Source organism: Chryseobacterium sp. BGA-UO-ETr-SB22 (genome assembly GCF_059567885.1).
The window spans coordinates 783,004-804,827 of the sequence record NZ_JCAQOV010000005.1 but is presented as its reverse complement, the minus strand read 5'-3'; the positions used below and the strand labels follow the sequence as shown (position 1 = coordinate 804,827).

Below are 21,824 nucleotides of genomic sequence, written 5' to 3'. Positions count from 1 at the left end.
AAACATCGTATTTTTTACTTTTATAAGACTTACGATTGTATTTTGTCATTCCGAGGAATCGAGGAATCTAATTCTATTGCTGAGATTCTTCACTCCGCTTTCGCTTCTTTCAGAATGACATTTAGTCGTGTTACTTCTTAAAGTCCTCCATCATTTGAATGAACTCATCAAACAAGTAGTTTGCATCTTCAGGGCCTGGGCTTGCTTCCGGGTGATACTGAACTGAGAAACAAGGGTGGATTTTATGTTTTAATCCTTCGTTTGTTCTGTCATTCAATGCGATATGAGTTTCAACAAGATCTGTTCCTTTTAAGCTCTCCTGATCTACAGCATATCCATGGTTTTGAGAAGTAATAGCTACTGTATTTTTCTCAAGATCCAGCACCGGGTGGTTTCCTCCTCTGTGTCCGAATTTAAGTTTGAAAGTTTTCGCTCCACAAGCAAGACCAATCAATTGGTGTCCTAAACAGATTCCGAAGATCGGAACTTTTCCTAATAATCCTCTGATCATATCTAATGCATGTGGTACATCTTCCGGATCTCCAGGACCATTTGAAAGCATGATTCCGTCCGGATCCATCAATAAGATTTCTTCTGCTGTTGTATCCTGAGACACAACAATGATATCGCAGTTTCTCTGAGATAATTCTCTGATAATTCCCAGTTTTGCACCGAAGTCTACCAATACAACCTTGAAACCTCTGTTCGGGTTAGCATAAGGTGTTTTTGTGGAAACCTCTTCTACCTGATTGGTTGGGAAGCTTGTTCCTTTCAGCTCAGCAACTACTGCCGCTTCATCTGCATCAGCGTTTACAATTTTTCCTTTTACCACTCCAGAGTTACGAAGAATTCTTGTCAGTCTTCTTGTATCAATTCCTGAAATTCCTGAAAGGTTTTTCTTTTTAAATAATTCATCTAAAGTAATCTGAGTACGGAAATTGGAAGGAAGATCGCAAAGTTCTTTTACGATAAGCCCTTTGATTGCCGGCTCAATACTTTCATAATCATCACGGTTAATACCATAATTTCCGATAAGCGGATAGGTCATACAAACTATCTGACCGCAATACGACGGGTCAGAAATCAATTCCTGATACCCTGTCATTCCGGTATTGAAAACTACTTCTCCTGCAGTTTCCAATTCTGCTCCGAAACCTTCTCCATGAAACACTTCACCGGACTCCAGTATTAATTTTTTCTTCATTTTAAACTTTTATCTCTTATTATTTTATTTATATGTCATTAACAGGCCGCCCTTACAGGGCTTGGATTGTCTCAATCCTTTTGTTTCCATGGGCTTCACCCATTGCTATTAACAGACCGCCCCTACGGGCTCTTTAACTTTTAACTTCTTACTTTTACCCTGGCTCTTTTAATTGGGCTCTTATTTAAAGGTATACCCTTTACTTTCCAACGATTCTTTTAAAATGGCCATTCTGGCAAAAACACCATTTTCCATTTGTTTGAAGATTCTTGATCTCTTGCATTCTACAAGGTCCGAATCTATTTCCACTCCTCTGTTGATTGGCGCAGGGTGCATGATGATTGCTTCTTCTTTCATTGACTGTTCTCTTTCTTTAGTCAAACCATATCTTTTATGGTATTCTGAAGCGGTGAAACTCATTGCGGCATCGTGTCTTTCGTGTTGAATTCTTAATAACATTAAAACATCCACTTCACCGATCAGCTCATCTACTGACATATAAGTTCCGTTGATTAAAGCTCCTTCATCAAACCACTGTTCAGGTCCTGAGAAGTATACTTTAGCGCCTAATCTTCTTAAAGCCTCCGCATTTGAGTTCGCTACACGACTGTGTTTTACATCCCCTACAATTCCTACTTTTAATCCTTCAAACTTCCCGAATTCCTGATAGATGGTCAGTAAATCCAGCATACACTGTGAAGGGTGGTTTCCTGTTCCGTCTCCTCCGTTGATTACAGGAATCTGAATGTTTTTCAGGTCTTCAAAGTATCTGTCTTTCTTATCGCGGATTACCACAAGGTTTACTCCTATACTTTCAATGGTCTTTACTGTATCATAAAGGCTTTCTCCTTTGTTTACCGAACTGTGTGATGCATCAAACGGAACTACCTGAAGTCCCAGTTTTCTTTCTGCAAGATCAAAACTTGTTTTCGTTCTTGTACTGTCTTCGAAGAAAAGGTTTGAGCAAAAAACTTCTCCTTCAATTTTAGCAGTTTTACCGTTCGCAAAAGCCATCGCTTCTGTCAGTATACTGTTGATTCTCTCGGTGCTTAGTTCTGTAATCGTAAACATAATTCTTATTTTTGGGCATAAAAAAAGCGAAGACAACAATCTTCGCTAATAACAATAAATATCGTAAAGGGCGCTTTCGCCCGGTAAATCTAATGATATAAATGCTTTTTTATTCATTAGGTGCAAAGATATAACAATTTTATGAACCTACAAAAACAAAGTTTAAAATAAATTAAAAACCTCAGTATTTCCTTATTCTCATTTAAAATTAATATTTTTGTTACAACTCAAATTATTTTATGGATTTAAAAGACAAAATGATTCTCAGCATTATTCAGGAAGACTCCACATTATCGGTTAAAGAAATTTCCGAAAAAATAGGTCTTACCTTTACTCCTACGTATGAGCGAATCAAACAATTGGAGAAACATGGGATCATTCAGAAATATGTAGGACTTTTAAACCGTGAAAAACTGGGTTTGAATATTGTAGTCTACTGTAATGTACGTCTCAAGGAACAATCCAAGAAGGTATTGGAAACTTTTGAAGAGCATATCGGAAAATATGATGAAGTACAGGAAATCATCAGTCTTTCCGGGGAGTATGACTATATGTTGAAGATCATTGCCAAAGACATCAATTCTTATAACGAATTTGCTGTGAATGTGATATCAAACATTCCTAATATCGGGCAATACCACAGCTCTATCGTGCTTCACGAGGTGAAAAAATCTACCAAGTTCAAAATTGATCTGGAATAAATCCTTTTATTTTAAAACCAAAACTGATTTAGACTTCTTGCTGAAAATCTTTGTTTTTTTTGGGGTCTTAAAAATAATAGGCATCATTATATTTGCGCCTTTGCGTATACCAACTTATTTTATAATCTCTTATTTTGTTAGAAAACGCAAAGGCGCAAAAGAAATTTCAAAAATTTCATCATATAAGACGCAAGGATTTTATCTCCGATAAAATTTCGCCCTGCATATTTACTCTAAATTTCAAACTGTAAGTGATGCTTCATAAGGTGAAAAAATCCACTACATTTAGAATAAATCCTTTATTTTAAACCATTAAGAGCTTTTAAGAGGTGAAGAATTATTAAGGAATTCGCAAGCGAATTTTAAAACTATGCGGCTGAAAAAACCGCAGATTTTCTTAAATTACCTTAAACCCTTCATCTACCTTAATGGTTCAATTATCAATCATCAAATTCAAAGAGCGGAGTAAAAAATCAAACCATTAAGACCACTTAAGCAGATAAGATTTAAGATTAAGGCTTTCACAACGAAAAGGCAGCAGGCTAAAATAATTTTAGAAATTCTACTGATTTTTGCTTAAGTTTTTAATGACCTTAATGGCTTAGATTTTAACCCAATAATTTATTTTTCAGTTTATTGAACTGATATTCTATTTTATCCAGACAAAGATTTCCGATACTTCCCTGATGGGTATGTTCAAGGTTTCCGGGTTCAAATTCAAACGCATTATTTTCAATCTCCTGTCCTACTTTCACGTAAGCATCACGGAATGAACTTCCGCTTTTCACTTCTTCATTGATCTTTTCTACACTGAAAAGGTATTTGTATTTTTCGTCTTCCAAAATTCCATCTTTTACCTGAATATTAGGTAAAGTGTAGCTTAGGATCTCTAAACATTCTTTCAGAGAATCAATGGCTGGGAAAAGAATTTCTTTCGTCAGCTGCACATCTCTGTGATATCCTGAAGGCAGATTATTTGTCAATAAAATAAGTTCATTCGGAAGCGACTGGATTCTGTTGCATCGTGCACGAACCAGCTCAAAGATATCCGGATTCTTTTTATGAGGCATGATACTACTTCCTGTGGTAAACTCCTTTGGAAAACTTATAAAATCAAAGTTTTGATTCAAATACAAGCATACATCATACGCAAATTTCCCAAGCGTTCCTGCTAAAGTTGCCATAGACATCGCCAGCATTTTCTCTGACTTCCCACGGGTCATCTGAGAATACACAGAATTATAATTCATCGACTGAAATCCTAAGTTGTAGGTTGTACTTTCACGATTGATCGGAAAAGATGAACCATAACCAGCAGCAGATCCCAATGGATTTTTATTAATGATATTCTTTACTGAAAACAGCATTTCCACATCATCCAAAAGCGCTTCCGCATAAGCTCCGAACCACAATCCGAATGAGGAAGGCATCGCAATCTGCAAATGGGTATATCCCGGAAGTAAAACATTTTTATGCTGATCTGCCAATTGAATCAGAATCTGGAAAAACTCATCTGTAAGAGCTGTGATCTCACGGATCTCATCCAATAAATAGAGTTTGATATCCAACAAAACCTGATCATTTCTTGATCTTGCCGTATGAATTTTCTTTCCTGTATCTCCTAATTCTTCAATGAGGATTACTTCTATCTGAGAATGGATATCCTCAGCTTCTTTATCAATTTCAAAAGTCCCATCTTCAATTTGATTTAAAATAGTGTTCAAAACAGATACCATCTGCTCTGATTCCTCCTGGGAAATAATCCCGGTTTCTGCTAACATTTTGCAATGTGCCATAGAACCTTTGACATCATATTTCGCCAAACGCTCGTCAAAGTCAAGGTCTTTCCCAACGGTAAATTGGGTGACTAATATATTGGTGGCAAGGTTATCCTTCTGCCATATTTTTTTCATATGTAATTGTTTATTTTTTTAAATCATATGCAATCACCACTTCTATCTGCTGTATTACAGAAAAATTCGTTGGTAGTGACTTCATACTATTTGATTTAAAATATTTGTTGGTTTTGACATGCCCGACAAGGCAATCCTTATTACTATTAACTATAAAAAAACATTTCCTTATGAGAAGCTTTCATTTCTAATTTTCTTTTTGCATAAATCTTATTAAAAACTAAACTTCGTGCCTGCCGGGCGGAGTCAAAACATATATTGCGCTGGAAGCCTGATGCTGGATACTGAAAGCGAATTACAAACTCTAATAACTCCCATCTTCCTGCTTCATTCTTCCATTCCTTATAACACTTTTTCTAAAATTCTGATGTAGATTTCTATTCCCTCTTCTATTTCCTGGATATAGATAAATTCATCTGCCGTATGAGAGCGCCTACTGTCTCCAGGGCCCATTTTCACGGATGTACATGGGATAATCGCCTGATCTGAAGAGGTTGGCGAACCGTAAGTTGTCCTCCCGATTTCGATTCCTGCTTTTACAAACGGATGATCCATTTCGATCTTTGAAGAATTTAGTCTGAAAGACCTTGCTGTCAAAGTGGATTCCATCTGCGACTGAATGATTTCAAACGCTTCGTGGTTAGAATATTCATCTGTTACCCTTACATCCAATGTGAAATTGCAAGATTCCGGAACAACGTTGTGCTGCACTCCTGCATGAATTCCTGATAAAGTAACTTTAACTTCTCCCAGATATTCTGAAACTTTTGGAAATTTAAAGGCTAAAATATTCTGCAGATCCAGCATACATTTTACAATCGAATTATCATCATTAGGATGAGCGGCATGAGAAGGAGTTCCTTTCATTTCTCCATCAATCACAAGAAGTCCTTTTTCTGCAATCGCCAGATTCATCTGCGTGGGTTCTCCTACAATGGCGAGTTCTACGTTGGGTAGCTGCGGAAATAAAGCTTCAATTCCATCAAATCCTGAAATCTCCTCCTCTGCCGTCAAAGCAATAACTAAATTATATTTTAAATCTTCTTTATTATAAAAATGTAAAAAAACCTGCGCCATAGAAACCAAAGAAGCTCCGGCATCATTGCTTCCCAATCCAAACAGTTTTCCGTCTTTTTCAACAGGAACAAACGGATCAAGTGTATATGCTTTATTAGGTTTTACGGTATCATGATGGGTATTCAGTAAAACGGAAGGTTTAAACACATCAAAATGTTTATTCACCGCCCAGATGTTATTCTTAAAACGTTTGGTAGGAATCTGATGTTTTTTGAAAAAATTCTCAATTTCTACCGACGTATTAAATTCATCTTTACTAAATGAAGGAATCTCAATCAAATTTTTAAGCAATCCGACTGCATTATTCAACAATTCTTCTTTATTATAAACAGATTTCAGTTCCTGCATGATGATTTTCTATATGATTTTTAAGTTCTGTTTCTTTGATCAGAAATACCTTATTTACATTATTTTTTATCGCTCCAAGAGCGTTTTCAAGTTTGGGTAAAATCCCTTTGTGAAGTTTCCCTTCTTCTTTTAATACTGTAAACTCTCCTTCAGTTACACTTTTGATCACTGATTCGGGATCATTTACATCTTCCAACACTCCTGCTTTATCAAAGCAGTACAAGAGCTCCACTTCATATTTCTCCGAAAGAGCCTGCGCCATTACAGAGGCAATGGTATCTGCATTGGTATTAAAAAGGTTTCCTTTTTTATCGTGGGTAATTGCAGAAAATACAGGAACCAGATCCAGTTTCATTAATTTTGAAACCAGCTTTTTATTCACGCTTTTCTTATTGATATCTCCCACAAATCCGAAATCAATTTCAGGATGTTCTCTTTTCTTGGCCTTGATCATATTTCCGTCTGCTCCGGAAAAGCCTATGGCATTGCATTTTTTCTGCTGAAGCTTTTCAACAATATTTTTATTGATTCCTCCTGCGTATACCATCGTTACAATATCCAATGTCTCTTTATCCGTAACCCTCCTTCCGTTGATCATTTTCTGCTCGATGCCCAGTTTATCAGCCAGCGTTGTCGCCAACTTTCCACCACCATGAACAAGGATCTTCTTTTCCTGGATTTCAGAAAATTGTTCTAAGAATTGGGTTAATAATTCCTCATCATCAATTAAAGCTCCGCCAATTTTTATGATGTATAACTTTTCCTTCATTGTAAACGTTTTGTGATCCATACTCTTTTTTATCCTTGTCAAGGTTTTGAACTTTGACAAGGATTATTTCAGGCTTTTAATTCATCTAAAATTTCACTGAAAACGGCCTGCGCAGAGAAAATTCGGTTTTTTGCCTGCTGATAGATAATAGAATTATCTCCATCCATCACCTCATCACTCAACTCTACATTACGGCGAACCGGAAGACAGTGCATTACTTTTGCATCATTGGTATGAGCTAATTTTTCATTCGTCAGCATCCAGTCTCCTTTCACTTCAGGCATGGCAGCATAGTCATCAAAAGAAGACCAGTTTTTCACATAGATAAAATCTGCATCCTTCAACGCTTCGTCCTGATCATGAACCACTTTTACATTTTTTGTAAAGTTTTTATCCAAATCATACCCTTCGGGATTGGCAATTACCAACTCTACATCCATTTCCTGCATCCATTCTGCGAAAGAATTTCCAACAGCATGTGCAATAGGTTTGATGTGCGGCGCCCAAGTTAAAACCACTTTTGGCTTATGATCTTTTTTCCAGTTTTCTGTAATGGTGATACAGTCTGCCAGGCTTTGCAGCGGGTGGCGGGTTGCTGATTCCAGTGAAATCACAGGAACTTTTGCATGCTTTTCAAACTGGCTTAGGATACTTTCATTCACATCATCTTCCTTGCTCTTCATTCCTGCAAAACAACGTACTGCGATGATATCACAATATTGATTAAGAACCTCGATAGCATCTTTGATGTGTTCTACGGTATCTCCGTTCATTACAGCTCCGTCAGCAAATTCAAGATTCCATGCCTCTTGTGCAGCATTTAACGTCAATACATTTAAACCTAGATTTTGCGCAGCAATTTGGCTGCTCAGACGGGTTCTCAGGCTTGAGTTTAAAAATACAAGTCCTATTGTTTTCCCTTTTCCTTTTTCTGTTTCAGTAAGCGGGTCAGCTTTTATTTGTAAAGCTTTTTTTATGATTTCCTGTAAGTTTTCTACATCACTTACAGAGGTGAATTTTTTCATTTTGAATTAATTTTAAAGATTTTGTTTTTAAATCACTTAGATATTTTCCAATACTGTTTTCAAAGCATTAATGAAAATATCTGTTTCCTCTTTTTGAATATTCAGTGCCGGAAGAATCCTCAACACTGTTTTATCATTAGAGTTTCCTGTGAAAATATGATGACCGAACAATAAGCTTTTCCTTATTTCTGAACAGTCTCTGTCGAGTTCTATTCCGATCATCAATCCTTTCCTTCGGATGGATTTAATATGTGGTAAATCTTTAATTTCATTCTCAATATATTCACCCATTTTCTGAGCATTTTCGATAAGATTTTCATCTTTCATTACATCCAACACAGCAATTGAAGCTGCACAGGCAAGATGATTTCCTCCGAATGTAGTTCCCAGCAAACCGTTGCTTGCCTGAAATTTAGGATGAATCAAAACTCCGCCAACAGGGAAACCATTTCCCATTCCTTTGGCTGTAGTGATGATATCAGCTTCAAGCCCGAACTCCTGATGAGCAAAGAAATATCCGCTTCTTCCGTATCCTGACTGTACTTCATCCAAAATAAGAACAGCATCATTTTTTTCGCACAGTTCTTTAATTTTAGATAAAAATTCCGGCGTAGGAATCATAATTCCGCCTACTCCCTGAATTCCCTCGATGATCACAGAAGAGATTTCACTTCCAAATTTTTCAAAGGTTTCTTCAAGCTGCTGTACATCATTCCATTCCGATTTGATAAATCTTTCTGAAAAGTTAACTGGAGCTACAATTTTAGGATTATCTGTCACTGAAACCGCTGCTGAAGTTCTTCCGTGGAATGAACCTGAAAAATAAAGCACTTTACTTTTTTCATTATGAAATGAAGCAAGTTTCAATGCATTTTCATTAGCCTCAGCCCCCGAATTACATAAAAAGAGGTTATAATCTTCATATCCTGAAAGCTTTCCTAATTTTTCAGCTAATTCCGTCTGCAATCCATTCTGAACGGAATTGGAATAAAAAGATATTTTTTCCAGTTGATCTTTCAGCTTATTCTGATAATGTGGATGATTATGGCCAATAGAAATGACAGCATGACCTCCGTAAAAATCAAGGTACTTTTCGCCTTTTTCATCCCAAAGGAAAGATCCCTTTGCTTTAACCGGATTTATATTGAATAATGGATATACGTTGAATAAATTCATTTTTTGTTTTTTTTAAATTTTTCTTTTGTCTTAAAACAAAAGAAACAAAAGTTCAAGACCTGGAAACTTCCGCTAAAAATTAGTTCTATTCTCTAAAAATTCTAAAACTTGTGCGAAATCCAAATTGGCTCTTCGGTTCTGTATTTCCCTCGCACTTCGAACAGTAGAATTTTCTTAACGTTCATAGAATTAATTTTCTTAACGCTTCATTTTCCTAAGTCATTTTACTTCTAGTTAGAAATTGTGATTTAAAATGCTATCGGTTTTAAGTTCAGGCCTGCATTTTCTTCCCAGTTCATGGCCAGATTCATATTCTGTACTGCTTGTCCCGAAGCACCTTTTAACAAATTGTCAATCGCTGAGTGAATAACGGCAACATTTCCACTCTTTTCGATCTGAATCACACAGCGATTGGTATTGACAACCTGTTTTAAATCCACTGCCTTCCTACTTACCGTAACGAAAGGCTCCTCCGCATAAAAATCCTGATATAATTGTTCTATTTCCTCCAGCTCCAAATCCGTCTTCATGGTGGAACTTGTAAAAATTCCTCTTGCAAAATCTCCTCTCCATGGAACAAAATTCAGGTTTACTTCTTTATTATTAAACGAAATCAACTGTTGTAAAATCTCATCCACATGCTGATGCGTTAAAGTTTTATACGCTGAAACATTATCATTTCTCCAGGTAAAATGAGTTGTTGCCTGCAAAGACTGTCCGGCTCCTGTAGAACCTGTAATCCCTGTAGTAAAAACTTCATTTAACGCTTCTTTTTCCGCCAATGGCAGTAAAGCTAATTGAATAGCCGTAGCAAAACATCCCGGATTAGCGATGCTTTTAGCACCTGTCAGTTGTTTTTTATTGATTTCAGGTAATCCGTAGATAAAATCTCTGTTTCCAAAGTTTCCTTCTAAACGGAAATCGTTTCCAAGATCAATCACCAGCGTTTCATCGTTGACAGGGTTTTGAGTTAACCAGTTTTGACTTTCTTTATGGGGAAGACACAGAAAAAGAATATCAACCTCTTCAGGTTTATCCGTCAAAACCATTTCACAAACTGTCGTTAAATCCGGGTACAGATCCGAAATTCTTGTTCCCGAATTCGAACGACTATATAAAAAACTCAATGTCACATGGGGATGAAAAGCCAGTAAGCGTATCAGCTCACTTCCTGTATAACCGTTGGCACCAATTATTCCTACTTTTTTCTTCATTTTGATTCTGGCGGAACTCTATTCTGCCTTGCATTAATCGTCCTTCCGGAACTAATTGATATTTTGGTTAATCTGGTGGTATATATTTAAAGAATTGCTTACAATTTTTGTATATCCTTTCACATCATCTCCTGTCCATGCTCTGTTTGCTTCTCCATAACTTCCGAATTTATCGGACATCAGGTCATGGGCAGATTCTATTCCATTCAAAATAAATCTGTATGGATGAAGGCTTACAAATACTTTTCCTGTCACTGTTTTCTGAGAATCAATCAGGAAAGATTCAATATTTCTCATAACAGGATCTAAGAATAGCGCTTCATGAAGCCAGTTCCCATACCAGTCGGATAACTGAGACTTCATCATTTGCTGATATTTTGAAAGCGTATGTTTTTCTAATAAATGATGTGCTTTGATAATCACCGATGCTGCTGCTGCTTCAAATCCCACTCGTCCTTTAATCCCAACAATAGTATCACCCACGTGAATATCACGTCCGATTCCATACGCTGAAGCTAAAGCCTCTATTTTTTGAATAGCATCTACAGAATGTTCAAAACTTTCACCGTTCACTCCTATTACCTCTCCGTTTTTAAACTCAATCTCCAGTTCTGAAGGATGAGTTTCTTTAATCTGGGATGGAAAAGCTTCTTCCGGAAGATTATTTCTGGATGTCAATGTTTCTTTACCGCCTACTGAAGTCCCCCAAAGTCCTTTATTTACAGAATATTGTGCTTTATGAAATTCCATTTCATAACCATGGTCTTTCAAAAACTCAATTTCTTCTTCACGGGATAAAGCCATATCACGGATTGGCGTAATAATCTCGATATTCGGACACATTACCTGGAAAATCAAATCAAAACGAACCTGATCATTTCCAGCTCCTGTACTTCCGTGAGCAATAGCGTCTGCTTTTACTTCAATCGCATATTTTGCAATTTCCTGCGCCTGAATCGTACGCTCAGCGCTTACGGAAAGAGGATAAGTATTATTTTTCAATACATTCCCGAAAATCAAATATTTCACACATGAATTATAATAATCTTCCTGAGCGTCTACACACCTGTATTCTTTTACCCCAAGATTTAAAGCTTTTCTTTCCAACTCTTTTTCTTCTTCTTTTGAAAAACCTCCGGTATTTACAGTGACTGCATACACATCATATCCAAGTGTTTCACTAAGATATTTTGCACAGTAGGAAGTATCTAAACCTCCGCTAAACGCTAAGATGACTTTCTTTTTCATCTGGACTTTTTTTATTATTATTAATGGTCACATGGAATTCACTTGCAGAGTTTTGTGCAGAATACACAAAATCACTTGGGCTCACTCCATTATATTTATTTTCAGGCTGATCTTTTACAACCTCTTTTTTTTCTATATTTTCAGGAACAAATAACATCGCTGTACACAGACAGTTTTTACGTTCCTTCATCATTAAAATTTCATAGTTCACACAGTTTTTGCAGCCACTCCAGAATTCTTCATCCTGAGTAAGCTCAGAATAGATTACCGGTTTATATCCTAAATCACTATTGATTTTCATTACTGCTAAACCTGTTGTCAATCCGAATACTTTCGCTTCCGGATACTTGTCTCTAGATAACTGGAAAACCCTCTGCTTGATTTGAGTTGCTACGCCTCCATTCCTGAACTTCGGTGATACAATTAATCCTGAATTGGCTACAAACTTCCCATGCGACCAGGTCTCTATATAGCAGAAACCTACCCACTCACCATTTTCAGTGGCTACCACAGCATTGCCTTCTGAAATCTTCTTACTCAAATATTCTATGGAACGTTTTGCGATTCCCGTTCCTCTGCGCTGTGCAGAATCATACATTTCCTGCTGTATTTCACTCACATACATTAGATGTTCGCATGAGGAAATTTCTATTTCCATTTATTTATCTAATTTTTTTGGCAAATTTAAAATAAAACTTCTTTAAAAAACAAATAAAAAAGATATTTTTTTTGTTTTAAAATTTTATACAGGTAAAATTATCTTTATTGAAAAATATACATTTGCTAATTTATTATATATTTGCTAAAATAATATAGTTATGGAAAACGCCTGCCCTAAATGCAACAGTACCAAGGTGGTAAAAAGCGGCATCATCAATGAAAAGCAACGCTTCCACTGCAAAGACTGCAAGTATTATTTCACCGTTAAAAAACTGGGAAAACAGATTGATGATTATTATGTCACCAAGGCTCTTCAGTTGTATCTGGAAGGTTTAAGCTATCGTGAAATTGAAAGAATTATCGGAGTTTCACATGTCACCATAAGTTCCTGGATTAAAAAGTACAATATTACCAGACCTCCCCATTCTGAGTTCCATCCTGTTTATAAAATATTAAAGCAGAACGAGCTCATTGAATATATCGCTCAGGAAGAAAACATTAAAAATTCCGGGATTATCATTACTCAGTTTGCTGATAAGTATATGCTGATTAAATGGGAAAGATTTAAGAAATAAGTAGAAAATGGATGCATCAGACTAAGAGATAATAGACTGATAGATAATAGATTTTATATATTATTCAAATATTAACTATACTATTACCACTAATATATATTAAATTTTCATAAACAAATTATTAATTACAATTTGGCATTCACAAAAAACAACGCCAAAAATTGATAATTTATGAAGAAATTACTTACATTTATTGGAGTAGCCTTAATTAGTAGTTCTGTATACTCACAAGGTTCTCCTGATTACGGCAATGGCTTAAAAATAACCCTCAATCCGGATGGTGACAAATTCCTCCGATTTATTTTATGGGACCAGCTTTGGCTGAGAAATACCTCCATGAATCCCGGAAGTATGGTAGGTGGCGAGCCCACAGATAACTCCTGGAGCATAGGAAACAGGCGATTACGTGCTTTAGCATACGCACAGGTCTCTAAAAGATACATGATTCTCCTTCACTTTGGAATCAACAACCAGACCTTCATCAATGGAGGAGCTACAGGTACTTCCGGCACGGGAGGGTATGGAAACGGAAAGAAGACCCAGTTATTTTTTCATGATGCCTGGAACGAATATGCAGTTATTTTACCTGGAGAAGCAGGAAAATTCAGTTTATCTTTAGGGGCAGGACTTCATTACTATATGGGACTTTCTCGTATGACGATGGCTTCAACGTTAAATTTCCTTACCCTAGACTCTCCTGTTTTCTCGTGGCCGCTGATCGACAACTCAGACCAATTTGCAAGACAGCTCGGCATGTTTGCAAAAGGTAAATACGGAAAATTGGAATACCGTTTCAGTTTAAATAAACCTTTCGCCACAGATCTTATTCCGGTAAATGCGACAGATCCATCAAAAGCTGTTGCGGTAGACAACAACGGAAATCCAAGTTTTTCAAAAGCTGGATATGTAGAGTATCAGTTCCTTGATGAGGAATCCAACACCCTTCCATACAAAGTGGGATCTTATCTGGGAACGAAGAAAGTTTTCAATGTAGGAGCCGGTTTTTATCATCAGGCAGACGGAACAAGAACTTCCGTAAATTCCAACATTGAAAAGCATGATATTACACTTTTTGCAGTAGACGCTTTTGCAGACATTCCTTTGGGTGAAGCAAAAAATAAAATGGCGGTTTCCGCTTATGCAGGATATTACAATTACAATTTCGGCCCAAACTATGTAAGAAATCTGGGAACAATGAATATTGCAGCTTCCGATCCTAATTTTATCGGAAATAAAGCCATTGCAGGACCAGGAAATCTGCAGCCAACCATCGGAACAGGTAATATTATCTACGCACAGGCTGGTTTACTATTACCAAGTCAGGCAGAAAAGCCAAAAATCAGAATACAACCCTTCGCTGCCTATACCCACAAAAGTTTTGAAGCATTTGATAAATCTTCCTCTCAGTTTGATGTAGGAGCCAACTGGTTCATAGACGGACACCATGCAAAAATTACGACACAATATTCAACAAGACCAGTTTATACCAACCCTACGGAAAGTCCATCTTCAAAAGGAGAATTTATTGTACAGTTTCAAATCTACTTGTAAAATTCAAATTAATATCCTATTCCATTAACATCAAAAACTAATCAATATGAGCGAAAATCATCACGAAAGCTACGAAAATATGACCGACAGGCAGAAAAACCGCACCATATGGAGTGTGATCACTGCCTCTTCACTCGGTACATTGATAGAATGGTACGACTTCTACATCTTCGGAAGTTTAGCCATTGTTTTAGCGACTAAATTTTTCCCTGCAGATAATCCTACTGCAGCATTTTTATCTACTCTGGCTACTTTTGCTGCCGGATTTGTTGTAAGACCTTTCGGAGCTCTATTTTTCGGAAGACTGGGAGATATTATTGGAAGAAAGTATACTTTTCTTGTTACTTTACTGATCATGGGATTTTCCACTTTCCTGATCGGCTGTATTCCAAGTTATAAAACTATTGGCTTTATGGCTCCGGTTTTAGTTTTAATTTTAAGACTACTTCAGGGACTTGCCCTTGGTGGTGAATATGGAGGCGCCGCCACTTATGTAGCAGAATACGCACAGCCTCACCGAAGAGGTTACTGGACATCCTGGATTCAGACCACTGCAACAGCTGGACTTTTTATTTCACTGATCGTTATTTTAATTACAAAATCAACTCTTTCTGCAGAAGAGTTTGACAACTGGGGATGGAGAGTTCCTTTCTGGATCTCAATTCTGATGGTTGCCGTTTCTTATGTTATCAGAAAGAACATGAAAGAATCTCCGCTTTTTGCTAAGGCTAAAAGTGAGGGAAAAACGTCTAAAAACCCGTTGAAAGAGAGTTTCGGGAACAGATACAACTTCAAGTTTGTGCTATTGGCTTTATTCGGAGCAGCAATGGGACAAGGGGTTATCTGGTATACAGGACAATTTTATGCCATGAGTTTCCTTCAAAAGGTAATGAATGTAGAATCTGCACAGGTAGATTCACTCATGGCTACTGCTTTATTTTTAGGAACGCCTTTCTTTGTATTCTTCGGATGGCTGTCTGATAAAATAGGAAGAAAAGCAGTGATGATGACCGGAATGTTAGTCGCTATTTTAGCCTACAGACCTATTTATGACAGTATGTTCAAGAGTGTAAATCTTGAAAGCAAAACCGTTGCGGCTAATGGAATTACAGAAAAAAGAACCGCTAAAATACACAGTGATATTGCCACGGACAGTCTGGTTACTTTCCATAAAGAAACTCTTTACACAGACGGAACTTTAATTAAAAAGGACAGTATCATTCACTGGTCGCCTGCAGGACCTGTTATGAAAGACGGAAAAGCGGAAGAACCAAAAATCTCCACATCCCTAAAATTAAGCGACGACACGAAATGGTATCTGGTCTTCCTTGTATTTATCCAGGTAATATTTGTAACCATGGTTTATGGACCTATTGCCGCTTTCCTTGTAGAAATGTTCCCTGTGAGAATCCGATACACCTCAATGTCTCTGCCTTATCACATCGGAAACGGGGTATTCGGAGGTCTTCTGCCAGCTGTAGCAACTTATCTGGTTACTACTGGGAAAGAAGCTGGACATGCTACCTGGTATCTTGAGGGGCTATGGTATCCCATTGGAGTCGCTACAGTGTGTCTCATCATCGGATTATTTTATCTTAAAAGTAAGAACAATAATCTTCACGATTAAGTATTGAATCACTCAGATTTTTATTAATTTTAAAACTACTAAAATGAACGGACTAAAAAAAATATTAGGCATTCTCTGGATCGCAATTGCGGTGATTGTAGGATATTTCGGAATTACAGTCTTGGGAATTCCCAAAATCGCATCCGGAAAGCAGGAAGATCTGGTTTTTGGCATTATCATTCTTTTTGTACTGATGCCGATTATCTCAGGTGGAATGGCCATTTTCGGTTATTATGCCCTGAAAGGAGAATATTCTGACGACAAAATTTAAAAACAAAATGGATAATTGATGAATGCAGCATTCATCAATTATCTTTTATTAATAATCATTTATGAAAAAGAGACACGAGCAAAAACTTATTATACTGAGCGTAGGGCTTATGATCGCTTTCAGTATTCCTATTTCATTGCTTTTCAACAGTGAAAGGGAAGTTTTAGGCTATCCTATGATCCTTATCTACCTGTTCATGATCTGGATGATTTCCATTGTGATTTCTTTTGTAATCGTAAAAAGACATGATGAGTAGTTTCGCATTATTTTTTGTAGTCCTGTTTTACCTGGCCCTTCTTTTCTTAGTTGCCCACCTGGCAGAGAAGAAAAAGAGTAAGCTTTGGATCAACAATCCTTACATCTATGCGTTGTCTCTTGCAGTATATTGTACTGCCTGGACGTATTATGGAAGCATTGGCGTTGCAGCTACAAGCGGATTAAACTATCTGCCGATTTACATTGGCCCTATTATGATTGTTCCGGCCTGGATCTATATCAATACCCGGATTGTGAGAATTGCAAGGGTTAATAAAATAAGCAGTCTTGCTGATTTCATCTCATTAAGATATGGAAACAGCAGAAGCCTGAGTGCTATTATTACTGTAGTTTGCCTTTTAGCTATTGTTCCTTATATCGGATTGCAGATCAAAGCCATTTCGGAGACGTTCCATTTGGTAACGGAAACTCCGATGTCAAAAAATATACTGACCGACAATGCTACTTTTGTTGTGGTCTTAATTGCCCTGTTTTCTTCCTATTATGGAACGCGATATGTAGATGCTTCTGAAAAACGACTGGGAATTATCTCAGCGATTGCATTGGAAAGTTTTTTAAAGCTGTTCTTTATTATCATTCTCGGACTTTTCGTGATCTATTATGCCTTTGACGGGTTCTCAGATATCTATGAGAAAGCCAGCAGGTTTAAAGATTTTAAAGAAAAAAACACCTTTAATGGCATTGAAGGTGCTATGAACTGGATGATCTTGTGCATGATTTCCGCAACGGCAATCTGTATTCTTCCGAGACAGTTTCACACCGCCATTGTTGAGAACAGACAGGAAAAGCACATCAAAACTGCGATTTGGTTTTTCCCTCTTTATCTCCTAATCTTCACTGTATTTATTTTTCCGATTGCCTGGGGAGGAAGGTTGATTTTTGATGGTCAGAATGTCAATCCGGAGTTCTACTCTATTCTGATACCTCAGCATTTTGACAATACCCTGATCACTGTGCTTGTTTTTCTGGGAGGATTGAGTTCATGTATTTCCATGATCATTATTTCCGCTATTACTTTATCTATCATGCTTTCCAACAACCTCATCATTCCCTATGGATTGCTTGGAAAATTAAAATCCGAAAGTGAGGAACAAAATACAAGAAGCATTACCAACATTAGAAAAATCAGCATTTTCGGGCTGATTATTATGGCTTTTGTCTTTTATAAGTATTTCATTCTGAAAACATCACTGGATTCTGTAGGATTGATTTCATTTGTCATCATTGCCCAGCTGGCTCCTGCATTTTTCGGAGCTTTATTCTGGAGAAGAGGAAGCTATAAAGGTGCTGTTACAGGACTTATAGCAGGATTAGCAATCTGTTATTTCGGGTTGATTATTCCGCAGTATTATTTTTCATACAATCAGGAGCTCAAAGGGGTACTGAGAGAGATGTATGATGCTTTCGGATTTTTCACCATTCCTTATCTGGGAAGAATTCCACAGATTTTCTTTTGGTCAATGCTGGTGAATACAAGCCTGTTTACGATTGTTTCTGTAAGTTCTAAAGGAAATTACCGTGAAAGAAACTTTGCTGAATTGTATGTAGACATTGACAAGTACATTCAGAATCATGAAAATGCTTTTATCTGGCGGGGAACAGCCTATATTTCAGACATTCAGAATATTCTTGAGCGTTTTTTAGGTAAAAACAAAACAGAGCAGGCTCTGCGAATTTTTAATTTAAAATATAATATTGATTCCAAAACGGAAACTGCCGATTCCAGATTTATTAAATTTTCGGAAAACCTGTTGGCTGGAAGAATCGGGACAGCTTCGGCAAAGATATTAATTGAAGGTGTCACCAAGGAAGATAAAATATCTTTAAAAGAGGTCTTAAATATCCTTGAAGAATCTCAGGAAAATATCAGTTTAAATAAAAAGCTTACCGAACAGTCCGAAGAGCTGCAAAAACTTTCCGATGATCTGCGAACCGCCAACCAGAACCTCATCATCAAAGACCGTCAAAAAGATGACTTTCTTGACTCTGTAGCCCATGAACTGCGAACCCCGATCACCGCTATCCGTTCTGCGGGAGAAATTTTAGCCGATGACGATGATATTCCTTTTGATATCAAACAGGAATTTTTAAATAATATCGTTACAGAATCCGACAGACTAAGTGAAATCATCAATGATATTCTCTATCTGGACAAACTACAGCATGGCGAAATCTCTCTACACATTCAGGAAAATAATATTATTGAAACCTATAAAAAAGCATTAAACCCGCTTCTTCACCTGATACAGCAGAAAAATATTCATTTAAGTGAAGTTAATCTCCTGAATCAGTTTATATTTGAATATGATGAAGCAAGAATGATTCAGCTGTTTCAGAATATCTGGGGAAATGCATTAAAATTTACAGATGAGCAGGGAACCATCCAGACCAAATTATTTGAAAAAGACCAACAGCTGACCATCAGTATTTTCAATACCGGGAAACATATTCCGGAGGAAGACCTGGAAATGATTTTTGATAAGTTTTATCAGTCTAAAAACCAAAATATTATAAAACCAACAGGAAGCGGGCTAGGACTCGCCATTTCCAAAAAGATAGTACAGGCACACGGAGGAAGTATAAAAGCCGAAAACAGCGGATTGGGCGTAACTTTCACCATAAGCATTCCCGAAAAAATGAAAAAAGAGATTACAGATGAAGTTGAACACCATTAAAACCCTTTTATGAGAAAGATAATTATTGCGGATGACGAACACAAAATACTAATGTCGCTGGAATACAGCTTCAAAAAAAATGGTTATGACGTTTATATTGCCCGTGACGGAACGGAAGTCCTCGACTTTTTGAAAACAATGGTCCCGGATGTGATTCTTCTCGACATTATGATGCCGAATCTTGACGGCTACAGCACTTTGGACCTTATCAAACAGGATGAAAAACTGAGAGATACCAAAGTTATCTTTCTGAGTGCCAAAAACAATCCAAGAGATATTGAAAAAGGCCTGGAAATGGGCGCTGATGCTTACATCACAAAACCCTACTCGATCAAAAAGCTGATGCAGCAGATTGAAGAAATGTTTTAACGTGTAGAATTAAACCATTAAGATTCATAAAGGAATTAAGAGTATTAAGAGATTGCTTCGCCATCGGCTCGCAATGATCCTTGTTATCCTTGTCAAATCTTAAAACCTTGACAAGGATAAGCAAAAAACAAACACAAGACTATTGATATGGACACTGATATATTATTTAAACAAAGCATAGAATATAAAGAAGATTTCTGGAAAGAACAGGCCGGAGAAATACAATGGTTTGATTTCCCCAAACAGATCCTTTCAAAAGATGAAAATGATTACCCTCAATGGTTTTCCGACGGAAAGCTCAATATGTGTTACCTATGTATAGACAAGCACACTGAAGACGGATTCGGAGATCAGGTTGCAATTATTTATGACTCTCCTGTCACCAGTCAAAAGAAAACCTACACCTTCAATCAGGCGAAAGAGGAAATTTCAAAATTCGCAGGAGGTCTGGTTTCTTTAGGTTTAAAAAAAGGAGATACGGCGGTTATCTATATGCCTATGATCCCTCAAACCCTTTTTGCCATGTTGGCATGTGCGAGAATCGGAGTTATTCACAATGTGGTTTTTGGTGGTTTTGCTCCCCACGAGCTTGTGGTAAGAATTGACGACTGCAAACCAAAAGTTTTAATCACAGCAACTGCAGGGGTAGAAATTGCTAAAAGAATTCCTTACCTCCCGCTGGTGGAAAAAGCTATTGAGCTGGCACAGGATAAAGTAGACCACATTGTTGTGTACAACAGAAAATTAGTAGATAATCAGGATGAAATGTTCGATGGACTGATTGATTATGAAGAACTGGTTGAAAAATCAGCTCCTACAGAGTGTATTTCTGTGGAATCTACCCATCCGCTTTATCTGCTTTACACATCCGGAACTACAGGAAAGCCAAAAGGCATTGTTCGTGATACCGGAGGTTACGCTACTGCTTTAAAGTTCTCCATGACATCTGTTTACGGAGTGGAAGCCGGAGAAACCTATTGGGCTGCTTCAGATTTCGGATGGGCAGTTGGCCATAGTTTTTCGGTGTACGGACCACTCATCAACAGAAATACGACTATTATTTTTGAAGGAAAACCTATCATGACCCCTGACGCAGGAACGTTTTGGAGAATCATTTCAGAATATAAAGTTTCGGTGATGTTTACTGCACCTACTGCGATCAGAGCCATCAAAAAAGAAGATCCGAATGGAGAACTGGTCAAAAAATACGATTTAACCCATTTCAAAAAACAATTTCTGGCAGGCGAAAGATGTGATGTGGCTACCCTGGACTGGTTTGCTGAACATATCGGAGTTCCGGCTATAGACCATTGGTGGCAGACAGAATCCGGGTGGCCTATGCTTGGATTACTTACCCATGATGAAAGTTATCAGATCAAAAGAGCATCCGCAGGAAAACCTGTTCCGGGATATGACATTAAAATCTTTGATGAAAACGGATTGGAACTCGATCCTCATCATGAAGGCTATCTGGTGATCAAACTTCCTCTTCCACCCGGTGCCATGCTTGGAATATGGAAAGACTACAAACGTTTTGAAAACAGCTATCTGTCTCAGTACAAAGGGTATTATTTTTCTGGAGACGGAGCTATTCGGGATGAAGATGGCTATATTTTCATCACAGGAAGAGTTGATGATGTGATCAACGTTGCGGGACACAGACTTTCCACTTCTGAAATGGAGGAAATTGTTTCTTCACATCCTGATGTCGCGGAATGTGCTGTGGTAGGTATTGATGATGATTTAAAAGGACAGGTTCCTTTTGCTACAGTGGTTTTAAAGAACGGCTCACCCATTTCTGAAGAAGCTATTGAAAAAGATATCATTCAGATGGTCCGCAATAAAATCGGAGCAGTAGCTTTTCTGAAAAACGCTATGGTTGTCAAACGTTTACCTAAAACACGATCGGGAAAGATTTTAAGGAAACTGATCCGAACTTTACTTGACAGAAAAGATTTCCAGATTCCTTCAACGATTGACGATGAGAAAATCATTGATGAAATTCAGGAAAAAATCAAGGAATACAGGGCCTAAGCCAGAAATTAAACATAAATTTAAAATAAAATAAATTCAA

Annotated in this window: 19 protein-coding genes; 9 read left to right on the top strand and 10 right to left on the bottom strand. The window is 37.3% G+C overall.

What is annotated here, in order from left to right; translation table 11 throughout:
• Positions 1-130: 130 nt before the first annotated feature.
• Both AC57AW_RS10875 and AC57AW_RS10870 read right to left on the bottom strand, forming a co-directional pair.
• Positions 131-1,204 (bottom strand): carbamoyl phosphate synthase small subunit, encoded by a 1,074-nt coding sequence (locus AC57AW_RS10875; RefSeq protein ID WP_496351874.1) that lies wholly within the window; start codon positions 1,202-1,204, stop codon positions 131-133.
• A gap of 180 nt (positions 1,205-1,384) precedes the next feature.
• Positions 1,385-2,275 carry an aspartate carbamoyltransferase catalytic subunit gene (locus AC57AW_RS10870; protein WP_496351873.1) on the bottom strand — a complete coding sequence of 297 codons (891 nt, stop codon included), beginning with the start codon at positions 2,273-2,275 and terminating at the stop codon, positions 1,385-1,387.
• A 239-nt stretch (positions 2,276-2,514) separates the two neighbouring features.
• On the opposite strand from AC57AW_RS10870, the gene AC57AW_RS10865 reads away from it, so the two are divergent.
• Positions 2,515-2,976 (top strand): Lrp/AsnC family transcriptional regulator, encoded by a 462-nt coding sequence (locus AC57AW_RS10865; protein ID WP_318847956.1) that lies wholly within the window; start codon positions 2,515-2,517, stop codon positions 2,974-2,976.
• Positions 2,977-3,584: 608 nt separating this feature from the next.
• Here AC57AW_RS10865 and argH read toward each other — a convergent pair.
• The 8 genes from argH to AC57AW_RS10825 all read right to left on the bottom strand — a co-directional run bounded on the left by argH (position 3,585) and on the right by AC57AW_RS10825 (position 12,404).
• The gene (gene argH / locus AC57AW_RS10860) at positions 3,585-4,889 is read right to left on the bottom strand and encodes an argininosuccinate lyase (RefSeq protein ID WP_496351872.1); all 1,305 of its coding nucleotides are present in this window, start codon (positions 4,887-4,889) and stop codon (positions 3,585-3,587) included.
• Between the two features lie 342 nt (positions 4,890-5,231).
• Positions 5,232-6,314 (bottom strand): M20 family metallo-hydrolase, encoded by a 1,083-nt coding sequence (locus tag AC57AW_RS10855; protein WP_496351871.1) that lies wholly within the window; start codon positions 6,312-6,314, stop codon positions 5,232-5,234.
• Positions 6,289-7,083: an acetylglutamate kinase gene (gene argB, locus AC57AW_RS10850; protein ID WP_496351870.1), complete on the bottom strand. Its 795-nt coding sequence runs from the start codon at positions 7,081-7,083 to the stop codon at positions 6,289-6,291. The genes AC57AW_RS10855 and argB overlap by 26 nt, the downstream gene beginning before the upstream one ends.
• Positions 7,084-7,151: 68 nt before the next feature.
• Positions 7,152-8,108 carry an N-acetylornithine carbamoyltransferase gene (locus AC57AW_RS10845; RefSeq protein WP_496351869.1) on the bottom strand — a complete coding sequence of 319 codons (957 nt, stop codon included), beginning with the start codon at positions 8,106-8,108 and terminating at the stop codon, positions 7,152-7,154.
• 36 nt (positions 8,109-8,144) lie between these two features.
• A complete protein-coding gene (locus AC57AW_RS10840) occupies positions 8,145-9,284 on the bottom strand; it encodes an aspartate aminotransferase family protein (protein WP_496351868.1) in 1,140 nt (379 codons plus the stop codon).
• A 248-nt stretch (positions 9,285-9,532) separates the two neighbouring features.
• Positions 9,533-10,498 carry an N-acetyl-gamma-glutamyl-phosphate reductase gene (argC, locus tag AC57AW_RS10835; RefSeq protein ID WP_496351867.1) on the bottom strand — a complete coding sequence of 322 codons (966 nt, stop codon included), beginning with the start codon at positions 10,496-10,498 and terminating at the stop codon, positions 9,533-9,535.
• A gap of 51 nt (positions 10,499-10,549) precedes the next feature.
• Positions 10,550-11,746: an argininosuccinate synthase gene (locus tag AC57AW_RS10830; RefSeq protein WP_496351866.1), complete on the bottom strand. Its 1,197-nt coding sequence runs from the start codon at positions 11,744-11,746 to the stop codon at positions 10,550-10,552.
• A complete protein-coding gene (locus tag AC57AW_RS10825; RefSeq protein ID WP_496351865.1) occupies positions 11,718-12,404 on the bottom strand; it encodes a GNAT family N-acetyltransferase in 687 nt (228 codons plus the stop codon). The genes AC57AW_RS10830 and AC57AW_RS10825 overlap by 29 nt, the downstream gene beginning before the upstream one ends.
• A gap of 160 nt (positions 12,405-12,564) precedes the next feature.
• On the opposite strand from AC57AW_RS10825, the gene AC57AW_RS10820 reads away from it, so the two are divergent.
• The 8 genes from AC57AW_RS10820 to AC57AW_RS10785 all read left to right on the top strand — a co-directional run bounded on the left by AC57AW_RS10820 (position 12,565) and on the right by AC57AW_RS10785 (position 21,784).
• Positions 12,565-12,981, top strand: coding sequence for an IS1/IS1595 family N-terminal zinc-binding domain-containing protein (locus AC57AW_RS10820; protein WP_318847965.1), 417 nt, complete (start codon positions 12,565-12,567; stop codon positions 12,979-12,981).
• A 171-nt stretch (positions 12,982-13,152) separates the two neighbouring features.
• Positions 13,153-14,532, top strand: a complete 1,380-nt coding sequence (locus tag AC57AW_RS10815; protein ID WP_496351864.1) for a porin — start codon at positions 13,153-13,155, stop codon at positions 14,530-14,532.
• A gap of 46 nt (positions 14,533-14,578) precedes the next feature.
• A complete protein-coding gene (locus AC57AW_RS10810) occupies positions 14,579-16,159 on the top strand; it encodes an MFS transporter (protein ID WP_496351863.1) in 1,581 nt (526 codons plus the stop codon).
• 43 nt (positions 16,160-16,202) lie between these two features.
• Positions 16,203-16,430, top strand: coding sequence for a DUF6814 family protein (locus AC57AW_RS10805; RefSeq protein ID WP_034696261.1), 228 nt, complete (start codon positions 16,203-16,205; stop codon positions 16,428-16,430).
• Positions 16,431-16,491: 61 nt separating this feature from the next.
• Complete coding sequence (locus AC57AW_RS10800) at positions 16,492-16,686, top strand: hypothetical protein (protein ID WP_496351862.1); 195 nt, start codon at positions 16,492-16,494, stop codon at positions 16,684-16,686.
• Entirely contained in the window at positions 16,679-19,381 is a 2,703-nt protein-coding gene (locus AC57AW_RS10795) for an ATP-binding protein (protein ID WP_496353880.1), read from the top strand. Before AC57AW_RS10800 ends, AC57AW_RS10795 begins: the two co-directional genes overlap by 8 nt.
• Before the next feature lie 9 nt (positions 19,382-19,390).
• Complete coding sequence (locus AC57AW_RS10790) at positions 19,391-19,750, top strand: response regulator transcription factor (protein ID WP_318847968.1); 360 nt, start codon at positions 19,391-19,393, stop codon at positions 19,748-19,750.
• Positions 19,751-19,897: 147 nt separating this feature from the next.
• Positions 19,898-21,784 (top strand): AMP-binding protein, encoded by a 1,887-nt coding sequence (locus AC57AW_RS10785; protein ID WP_496351861.1) that lies wholly within the window; start codon positions 19,898-19,900, stop codon positions 21,782-21,784.
• Positions 21,785-21,824 lie beyond the last annotated feature (40 nt).

What these genes read in the sequence shown, in the direction of transcription:
- AC57AW_RS10875 (WP_496351874.1), bottom strand. Translation starts at nt 1,204, where the DNA reads ATGAAGAAAAAATTAATACTGGAGTCCGGTGAAGTGTTTCATGGAGAA.
- AC57AW_RS10870 (WP_496351873.1), bottom strand. Translation starts at nt 2,275, where the DNA reads ATGTTTACGATTACAGAACTAAGCACCGAGAGAATCAACAGTATACTG.
- AC57AW_RS10865 (WP_318847956.1), top strand. Translation starts at nt 2,515, where the DNA reads ATGGATTTAAAAGACAAAATGATTCTCAGCATTATTCAGGAAGACTCC.
- argH (WP_496351872.1), bottom strand. Translation starts at nt 4,889, where the DNA reads ATGAAAAAAATATGGCAGAAGGATAACCTTGCCACCAATATATTAGTC.
- AC57AW_RS10855 (WP_496351871.1), bottom strand. Translation starts at nt 6,314, where the DNA reads ATGCAGGAACTGAAATCTGTTTATAATAAAGAAGAATTGTTGAATAAT.
- argB (WP_496351870.1), bottom strand. Translation starts at nt 7,083, where the DNA reads ATGAAGGAAAAGTTATACATCATAAAAATTGGCGGAGCTTTAATTGAT.
- AC57AW_RS10845 (WP_496351869.1), bottom strand. Translation starts at nt 8,108, where the DNA reads ATGAAAAAATTCACCTCTGTAAGTGATGTAGAAAACTTACAGGAAATC.
- AC57AW_RS10840 (WP_496351868.1), bottom strand. Translation starts at nt 9,284, where the DNA reads ATGAATTTATTCAACGTATATCCATTATTCAATATAAATCCGGTTAAA.
- argC (WP_496351867.1), bottom strand. Translation starts at nt 10,498, where the DNA reads ATGAAGAAAAAAGTAGGAATAATTGGTGCCAACGGTTATACAGGAAGT.
- AC57AW_RS10830 (WP_496351866.1), bottom strand. Translation starts at nt 11,746, where the DNA reads ATGAAAAAGAAAGTCATCTTAGCGTTTAGCGGAGGTTTAGATACTTCC.
- AC57AW_RS10825 (WP_496351865.1), bottom strand. Translation starts at nt 12,404, where the DNA reads ATGGAAATAGAAATTTCCTCATGCGAACATCTAATGTATGTGAGTGAA.
- AC57AW_RS10820 (WP_318847965.1), top strand. Translation starts at nt 12,565, where the DNA reads ATGGAAAACGCCTGCCCTAAATGCAACAGTACCAAGGTGGTAAAAAGC.
- AC57AW_RS10815 (WP_496351864.1), top strand. Translation starts at nt 13,153, where the DNA reads ATGAAGAAATTACTTACATTTATTGGAGTAGCCTTAATTAGTAGTTCT.
- AC57AW_RS10810 (WP_496351863.1), top strand. Translation starts at nt 14,579, where the DNA reads ATGAGCGAAAATCATCACGAAAGCTACGAAAATATGACCGACAGGCAG.
- AC57AW_RS10805 (WP_034696261.1), top strand. Translation starts at nt 16,203, where the DNA reads ATGAACGGACTAAAAAAAATATTAGGCATTCTCTGGATCGCAATTGCG.
- AC57AW_RS10800 (WP_496351862.1), top strand. Translation starts at nt 16,492, where the DNA reads ATGAAAAAGAGACACGAGCAAAAACTTATTATACTGAGCGTAGGGCTT.
- AC57AW_RS10795 (WP_496353880.1), top strand. Translation starts at nt 16,679, where the DNA reads ATGAGTAGTTTCGCATTATTTTTTGTAGTCCTGTTTTACCTGGCCCTT.
- AC57AW_RS10790 (WP_318847968.1), top strand. Translation starts at nt 19,391, where the DNA reads ATGAGAAAGATAATTATTGCGGATGACGAACACAAAATACTAATGTCG.
- AC57AW_RS10785 (WP_496351861.1), top strand. Translation starts at nt 19,898, where the DNA reads ATGGACACTGATATATTATTTAAACAAAGCATAGAATATAAAGAAGAT.